This is a genomic window from Stenotrophomonas sp. P5_A8 (assembly GCF_056400545.1).
Genome location: NZ_JBFULB010000166.1, coordinates 1 through 8289 on the forward strand (window position 1 = coordinate 1; position 8289 = coordinate 8289).

General features: G+C 69.0%; 7 protein-coding genes. 5 read left to right on the forward strand and 2 right to left on the reverse strand.

The window, feature by feature from the left end; all coding sequences use genetic code 11:
• The first annotated feature begins 105 nt into the window (after positions 1–105).
• The 5 genes from AC1DQP_RS12550 (at position 106) to AC1DQP_RS12570 (ending at position 6248) form a co-directional block, all read left to right on the forward strand.
• On the forward strand, positions 106–921 hold the full coding sequence (locus tag AC1DQP_RS12550; protein ID WP_478051705.1) for an APH(3')-II family aminoglycoside O-phosphotransferase: 816 nt from the start codon (positions 106–108) through the stop codon (positions 919–921).
• A 144-nt stretch (positions 922–1065) separates the two neighbouring features.
• On the forward strand, positions 1066–1593 hold the full coding sequence (locus AC1DQP_RS12555; protein ID WP_478051706.1) for a DUF3592 domain-containing protein: 528 nt from the start codon (positions 1066–1068) through the stop codon (positions 1591–1593).
• A gap of 92 nt (positions 1594–1685) precedes the next feature.
• Positions 1686–2906, forward strand: coding sequence for a hypothetical protein (locus AC1DQP_RS12560; RefSeq protein ID WP_478051707.1), 1221 nt, complete (start codon positions 1686–1688; stop codon positions 2904–2906).
• Complete coding sequence (locus tag AC1DQP_RS12565; RefSeq protein WP_478051708.1) at positions 2903–5101, forward strand: hypothetical protein; 2199 nt, start codon at positions 2903–2905, stop codon at positions 5099–5101. Before AC1DQP_RS12560 ends, AC1DQP_RS12565 begins: the two co-directional genes overlap by 4 nt.
• A 94-nt stretch (positions 5102–5195) precedes the next feature.
• On the forward strand, positions 5196–6248 hold the full coding sequence (locus AC1DQP_RS12570) for a phosphotransferase enzyme family protein (protein WP_478051709.1): 1053 nt from the start codon (positions 5196–5198) through the stop codon (positions 6246–6248).
• A gap of 1 nt (position 6249) precedes the next feature.
• Here the strand turns inward: AC1DQP_RS12570 and AC1DQP_RS12575 are convergent, their stop codons facing one another.
• Positions 6250–7137 carry a DMT family transporter gene (locus AC1DQP_RS12575; protein ID WP_457320842.1) on the reverse strand — a complete coding sequence of 296 codons (888 nt, stop codon included), beginning with the start codon at positions 7135–7137 and terminating at the stop codon, positions 6250–6252.
• 32 nt (positions 7138–7169) lie between these two features.
• Positions 7170–8219, reverse strand: a complete 1050-nt coding sequence (murB, locus tag AC1DQP_RS12580) for a UDP-N-acetylmuramate dehydrogenase (protein WP_457320839.1) — start codon at positions 8217–8219, stop codon at positions 7170–7172.
• Positions 8220–8289: the final 70 nt, after the last annotated feature.

The window sequence follows — 8289 nt, forward strand, 5'->3', positions numbered from 1 at the left end:
GGGGAGGCCCGGTTGTGGCGGTGGGTCGAGCGTAGGCCAGTCGCGTGCAGGAAGCCACCCGGTGCAGGCGCTTGCATTTTCGTTCCGCGACGGCAGGATGCGTGCATGCCGACCTCGCCACTTACACTGCTGGATGYCGACGGACTGATGCTGCCCGCCGCGTGGCGCAGCCTCTTGGCCGATATCCGTATCGAAGCATTTGCCATTGGCATGTCGCGCGCGGACGTGTTCCGCGTGCAGGACCGCGACGGCCCGGACCGGTTCCTGAAGACCGAGCAGGTCGATGAGGTCAGCGAACTCCATGAGGAGATCGCGCGGCTGCGCTGGCTGCACGCCCAAGGCGTTTCGGTCCCGGAAGTGCTCGATGCCGCGGAGGAAAACGGCCGCCGTTGGCTGTTGATGACCGCGCTGCCCGGTGCCGATCTGGCCGCGTCGCCCGCGCTGGCGCCAGCGCAGGTGGCGGTGCTCATGGCCGAGGCGTTGAAGCACCTGCACGCCCTTCCGGTGTCGGGTTGCCCATTCGACCACCGCGTGTCCCGGCGCCTGGCCGCAGCGAAGGCGAGACTGGCGGCAGGGCAGGTGGACGCCGAGGATTTCGATGATGAGCGGCAGGGCCGATCGGCAGACCAGGTGTTTGTCGAACTGCTGGCCACGGTGCCGGCGCAGCCGCAGGCGGATCTGGTGGTCACCCACGGCGATGCGTGCCTGCCCAACCTGATCGCCAAGGACGGCCGTTTCAGCGGATTCATCGATTGCGGTCGTGCCGGCGTGGCCGACCGTCACCAGGATCTGGCCTTGGCCGCGCGCAGCATCGCCGACACCCTGGGCGAGGCCTGGGTGCAGCCGTTCTTCGCGCACTATGGCGTCGCGCCCGACCCACAGCGGCTGGCGTTCTACCGGCTGCTGGACGAATTCTTCTGACCGTCCCTGCTTGACGCATCGTCACGCGCGGAACATCGCAACTTGACGTGCTGGCGGTTCACGCCTGCGCCGCCCGTCCCCACACTTCGCCGGTGCCAGCGCACATCCGCTGCTGGCCAAAGCGATCACTACCGGGGGACCACCATGATCAGCATTCCTGTTTCCGACACCTCGCACGTACGCCTTACCCAGGCCGCGCGCTGGCTGTGCATCCTTGGCTACGTCGTCCTGGCCATTGTGTTTTCCGCCTCGGCGCTCAGCGGCCACCGCCAGGCCGAAGCGATCCTCAAGGACGCGGTCAGCGTGCAGGTGCCGGTGCAGCTGGACCATATCGAGGAGAGCCGGCGCAAGGGCCGTGTGAGCCACACCTATCAGTTCCGCTACCAGTTCGTCGTCGACGGCGTGGCCCGGAACGGCGAATTCAGTACGTCCGAAGACAATGCCGCACCGTATCTGCAGGAGGGCGCGCAGGTCGAGGTGGCCTATGCGCGCGCCGATCCGTCGCGCTTCGAACGCATGGATCGGCTGCAGGGCCAGAAGAGCCTGGGCGCGGTGCTGGGACGGCTGTCGGTGGGCGTGGTCCTGCTCGGCGTGCTGGTCTTCGTGGTGTTCCTGTTGCTGACCCGCAAGCTGTTCGTGGTGCGCCAGYCGGCCAGCGTGTCGGCGGCCTGACAACAGCGGCTTCCAGGCAGGACACGCACATGGTTGACAGCCGAAACGGCCACGGTAGGGTGGCCGATTCCCGCCCGTTCTGGTCCTTCCCCATGCCTGTCCCGGAGTTCGCCGAACTGCTGTCGCGTCACATGCGTCGCATCCGGGCCAGCGCAGGCGGCGTAGCCGCCGAGATCGGCATCAGCCGCGAGGCGGTCAACAACTGGCGCTCGGGCGCGTCGCTGCCCAGCCGTCGTCATCGCGACCGCGTGCTGGCATGTGCCAACTACCTGCGACTGACCGAAACGGAAAGCAACGCACTGCTGTGCTCGGCCGGTTTCGAGCCGGAATTTCCGGTGGAGCCGGTCGCGTCCGTGCCGACCACGGCCACGACCACGCCGATCCCGGCCACGGTGGTGCGTCTGTTCGACCGCCTGCAGGCACTGCGACCGTACCCGGTCAGCCTGTTGTTGACCCAGGCCCACTGGGGCCAGCCGCCCGAGCGCGAAGCCATCCTGGCAGAAGCGGCACACCGTTACGGTGGCGACCGCGTATTGCATCTGCAGCCGCCGTTCCGCGCAGGCGAGGGCGACCAGGACTACTTCGCGCTGCTGGCCGCACAGTGCGGACTGGACGATGCAGCGTCCGACACCGCCTTCGAGGCAGCGCTGGCGCGCCGGCTGCAGCAGCCCGGTGCATTGTTCTGCCTGGTCAGCCGCTTCGAGCAGGGCGCGGCCGGACCGCGCGATGTGCTGGCCGGCATCCTGCGCAGCCTCAGTGAGATGTACAGCGGCACGCTGCATCTGCTGATCTGCGGCGGCGCGGCGTTGGCCGACCTGAAGTACCAGGGCGGCGATCTGTCGCTGCTCAACATCGCCGCCAGCGAACAGTGGCCGGAGTTGAGCGTCGAGGACCTGCAGCGCAACGCGGCCAACGTGCCCGACTACCTGCTCGCCCGCGCGCTGCATCTGTCCGGCGGCCATCCGTTGCTGGCGCAGGCGGCGCTGACCCTGCTGGCCACGCCGTCAGCCGATGCAACGCTCGACGACGAGGCGGTGATCGCCACGCTGTCCACCCACCCGCGGCTGTGGGAAGCGTTGTTGCCGCTGCTGCGCGACCCGATGGCGCGCACGGCCATCGAGGCGTGGCTGGAGCGCCCGCGCCTTGCCCCCGCACGACCCTACCTGGTCGATCCGGTGCTGCGGCAGTTGTACTGGCACAACCTGCTCACCGCACGCCCGCATGCCGATGGCGCGTGGCTGGAATGGYGCTGCGAGGCGATCCGGCGCACGGTGCGGCAGGTGATCGACAGCCTTGCCGGCCTGCCCGCATGAGCCGGGTCGGCCGCTTGCCGGGGTGGCGAACCTGGCGGCTGGTGCTGATCGCGGCCGTGGCCTGGTTCGTCGGCAGTCTGTTCGTCGCCCCGATGTTGAACCCGTGGGTGGCGTGGAAGATCGCGCACGATGGCGAAAGCATGATGCTGATGCAGGGCGCACGCTACGACATGATGTATCTGCGCGAGGAAGCCCAAGGGTATTGGGAGCGCGAAGGGCAGTGGCCTGCCGAGATCGCCGTGCCCGGCGTGCATGATCCGGCCGAGGCGGTGGTGGTGGCCGAGGTGCCTGCGCCCTATGTGTTGCGCGTGCGCTTCACCGATCGGTTCCCGTCCAGTGCCGGGCTGGCCGGCACGGCGCTGGAGTTCACCCTGGAGCCGTCCAGTGGGCGCTGGCGCTGCCAGCCCGGCAACCCGGCGCCGCCATCGCGCTGGCAGACCCCGGACTGCCAGGCCCGCACGCCATGGACCATCATCGAATGGCTGTGCCTGGTGCTTGGCATCGCCGTGCTGGCGTTGATCGTGCTGGGCCTGGTCTGGTATCGCATGCGCCCGGCGGTGGCCGATGTCGTGCGCGACCCCCGGCGTCTGTTCGACCAGCCGCTGTCGGCACTGCCTGCGCTGGATCGGCAACTGGGCTGGCTGCGCCTGCGCGGGCGCGTGCTGGCCGATGCCGGCGTGGCCAGCGTGCGCTGGCGCGAGGCACTGCGCCAGTCGCAGGTATCGGCCGAGGCGCAGGCGGCGTTGCTGGCCGCGCGGATCGGCGCCACCGATACGCCGGCGCAGGGATGGACGTTGCCCGGCTGCGTGCGCGAATGGGCCTTGCCCGACGCCATGCCGGTGGCGCTGGAGCGGCTGTGGGTGTATCTGCCCGAGCCCGGCATGAGCGGTCTGGCGATCGTGCAGCAATTGCGCGCCATGCCCAATGGCCAGGATGTGGTGATGGTGGTCAGCCCCTCGCTGCTGGCCGAGCCGGCGCTGATCGACCATGCCGATGACCCGGCCAACCTGTGCGTCTGCCTGGATCTGGCCGCGCAGACCCGCTGGCTGCTGCAGCCGGGCGCGTTGGCGCTGCTGCTGGCGCTGCTGACGCGCCAGTTGAAGGTCACCCGGATCTCCCCTTACCAGACCCATGGCGGCATCACCCGTCCGTCGGCGTTCTTCGGTCGCGCCGCGCTGCTGGCGCGGGTGCTCAATCGCGAGCCGGGCAACTACCTGTTGGTCGGCGGGCGGCAGTTGGGCAAGACGAGCCTGATGAAGGCGATCGAGCGGCGCTTCGCCGGCCATCCGCGCGTGCATTGCCGTTACCTGTCGCTGCGCGATCACCGCTTGAGCGTACGCCTGGCGGTGGAGCTCGGCCTGCCTGAAGACGCGGGCATCGATGCGCTGGTGGCCGCCTTGTCCGCGCAGGCGCAGGGCCGACGGGTGTTGCTGCTGATCGATGAAACCGACCTGTTCCTGCGCGCCGAGGCCGGCGCCGGCTATCCGCAGCTGGGCGCGCTGCGGGCCATCAGCGAGGAAGGGCGCTGCCACTTCATGCTGGCCGGTTTCTGGGATCTGTACGAAGCGGTGACGCTGGATTTTGCCTCGCCGCTGCGCAACTTTGGCGAGGTGATCCACGTTGGCGGCCTGGAAGACGAGGCCTGCCAGGCGCTGGCGACCGAACCCATGGCCAGACTGGGCGTGCACTACGCCGCGCCGGAACTGCCGCGACGACTGGTGGCCGCCTGTGGTCGACGCGCCAACCTGGTGGCGATCGTGTGCCAGCAGTTGCTGGCGCAACTGGGACGTGGCGAGCGGGTGATCGATGCGGCGCAGCTGCACGCGGCGCTGGTGGCCGAGCCGGTGTTCGATGCGTTGGCCGGATGGGCGCGCCTGACTCCTGATCCGGTGGCCAATCGAATTGACCGCATCGTGGTCTACCGGCTCGCGGCCGAGCAGCTGGACGGCAGCGGCGGGCGTGGCGTACCGCTGGAGGCTTTGCTGGCCGACTTCGATGCGGCTGGGGTGGTCGTTGATCCGGAGTCGCTGCGGCGGGCGCTGGCACGGTTGCAGCTGGCCTACGTCATCCGCCGCGAAGACGACGGCCTGCGTTACGCGTTCGCGGTGCCATTGTTCGCGACCCAGTTCCAACGCGAAGAGGCGTGCACGCTGCAACAGCGCGAGCTGCAGGCGATGACGGCGGCGCTGACATAGAAATCGTCCGAATCCATGTCTGGAAGCGTGCAGATCGCGTCGCAGCGTGACGCAATACGCTGCCAGTTCGCCTCGATTCTGCGATAGTGGGCACATGTTCGTGCATCACGGCGGATTGATGCTGCATCCACAGGAATTGTCTTCTTCGCAGATCGGCGCCGTGCTGGCGCAGGCGTGGGGCGTGCGCGCCACGTCGGTGGTGCAGCGTCCGGCCGGTGCCGATGCCGGGGCCACGGTTTACCAGATTGGCGCCGATGACGGCACGCGCTGGTGGTTGAAGTGCCGCCGCTACGCGGTGGACGAAGCGGTGTGGCAGGTGCTGCAGCATCTGCGCGTGTCGCTGGGCCTGAGTGAGGTGGCGGCACCGCAACCTACGCTGGACGGTGCGCCGGCCATACGCGCCGAAGGCCTGCAGTGGACCTTGTTCGCCTATGTCGAGGGCCAGTCCGGATTCGAGGCAGCGCTGTCGCAGCAGCAATGGCGGCGGTTGGGCGAGGTGCTGCGCCAGGTGCACGAGGTGCGTTTGCCGGACACCCTGGCCGCCGGACTGGCGCAGCCGGGCTTCGACGATGACACCGCCGTGGAGCGCGTGGGGGCCTGGTTGCGCCGTGGTGATGCGCGCTGGCCGCTGGCTGACGATCTGTCTGCACAGTACCTGCGTGCGTGGCGCCAGCACCGGCCGCGTATCGCCGAGGTCTGGCAGCGCTGCGTGGAACTGCGCGAACGGCTGGTCCGGCATCCGATCCTACGGGTGCTGTGTCACGGCGACCTGCACGCCGGCAACCTGCTGCTGCGCACCGATGGCGGCCTGTGCCTGATCGATTGGGACGAGATGATGCTGGCCCCGCGCGAGCGCGACCTGATGCTGGTCGGGGCTGCGGTTGGCGGGCGCTGGGGGCGCGAGGATCCCCCGTGTTTCCGCGAGGGCTACGGCGAAGTGGCCGTGGATGCGGCGCGCATCGCCTATTACCGGCACTGGCGGATCCTGCAGGACGTGCAGGAGTTCCATGACCTGCTGTTGGAGCCGGGTGCCGCCTCGCGCCCACCCACCCAGCGTCGCCAGGCGCTGCGCTACATGGACGAGCAGTTCGCCCCGGGCAACGTGGTCGACAGTGCCGCGCGTAGCTGGGCGGCGGCCGCCGCGTGACCTACTGGCCGGGCTTGGCACCGGCGCTGGCGGCCTGCGAGGCCGCGCGCCGCGACAGTACCGCTTCGCGGTGGGCGATGTAGGCGTTGGCGCCGAGGATGATGCCGGCGCCGATCACGGTCCAGCGGTCCAGCGTCTCGCCAAACAGCAGCCAGCCCAGCACGGCCACCAGCGGCAACTGCATGAAGCTGATCGGCGTCAGTGCCGACACCTCGCCCAGTCGCAGCGCCCGGGTCCACAGCAGCTGGCCGACGGTGCCGAACAGCCCGGTGGCGGCCAGCCACAGCCACGCCATGCCGGTCGGCCACACCCACACGAACACCGCCGGCAGTAGCGACAGCGGCACCCAGAACAGATAGGTGTAGAGCACCACCGCATCGGCGCTGTCCACGCGGGTGAGCTGCTTGATCTGGATGGCCACCAGCGAACTGAGCACGGCGGCCAGCACCGCCACCAGGGTGCCCGGGGTAAAGCTGGTCGAGCCCGGCCGCACGATGATCAGCACGCCGATGAAGCCGATGATGACCGCGGCCCAGCGGCGCGCGCGCACGGTCTCGCCCAGCCACAGCACCGCAGCGATGGTGACGAACAGCGGGGTGGAATAGGACAGCGAGATCGCCTGCGACATCGGCAGATGGCCGATCGCCCAGAACGCGCACAGCATCGAGGCCAGGCCGATCGCGCTGCGCAGCAGGTAACGCGGCAACTGCTGGGTTCGCAGCGACCCGCGGCCCGGGCGCAGCAGCAGCGGCAGCAGCACCAGCAGGCCGAACGCGTTGCGGAAGAACGCCACTTCCTGGGTGGGTACGTGGGCAGTGGCGTAGCGGATCGCCACCGCCATCAAACCAAACGCCAGCGTGCTGCCCAGCATCAACAGTGCCGCACGCAAGGGAGTGGCAGAGGGCAGGGCGAGCGGTGGGGTCACCACTGCGCGCCGATCAGGCGGGGCTCCGGTTCAATGGGCACGCCGAATTTCTCCAGCACCGAGGCCGAGATCCGCCGCGCCAGGGCCAGCAGGTCCTCACCGCTGGCTGCGCCATGGTTGACCAGCACCAGCGCATGGTCCGGCGACACGCCGGCATCGCCCTCGCGGTAGCCCTTCCAGCCGCAGGCCTCGATCATCCATGCCGCCGACAGCTTGCGACGGCTGTCCTCGGCGGCCGGATACACCGGCAGCTCGGGGAAGTGCTGCAGCAGTACCTCGACCTGTTCCAGCGGCAGCACCGGGTTCTTGAAGAAGCTGCCGGCATTGCCGAGCACATCCGGATCGGGCAGCTTGCGCCGGCGGATGTTGATCACCGCATTGGCCACATCGGTGGCGGCCGGCAGTTCCACGTCCATCGCCTGCATCTCTTCGCTGATCCCGGCGTAGCCCAGGCGCAACTCATGCAGCAGCGGCAGGCGCAGTTCGATCGCGCTGATCAGGTAGCGGTCCGGGGCATGCTTGAAGACGCTGTCGCGGTAGCCGAACTGGCAGGCCTCGGTATCCAGCCGTACCCATTCGCCGGCCTCGCGGTCCCAGGCTTCCACGGTCTGGATGAATTCTTCCACCTGCACACCGTAGGCGCCGATGTTCTGGATCGGCGATGCGCCGGCGGTGCCGGGAATCAGCGCCAGGTTCTCCAGCCCGGAAAGCCCGTTCTGCAGCGACCACATCACCAGCCCGTGCCAGTTCACCCCGGCCCCGGCGCGCACCACGGTATGGTCGGCGCGGTGCTCCAAGATCTGGATGTCGGCGTTGGCGAACACCAGCACGGTGCCCTCCACATCGCCGGCCAGCAGCACGTTGCTGCCACTGCCCAGCACCAGCAGCGGGCCGTCGGCGACCTGCGGCAGCGCCAGCACCTCCGGCAGCAGCGACGCGTCGTGCAGCTCGAGCAGCTGCGCGGCAGTGGCGTCGACGTGGAAGGTGTTGAGCGCCTTCAGCGAGGCGTTTTCGGTGAGGATCCAGGCGGGCATTGCGTTACTCATAGGGGGGCGACCGCACCGCGGCTGGGGGCTTCGCGGCGGCGGCGGATGGCCTCCACGCAGTCCTGTACCA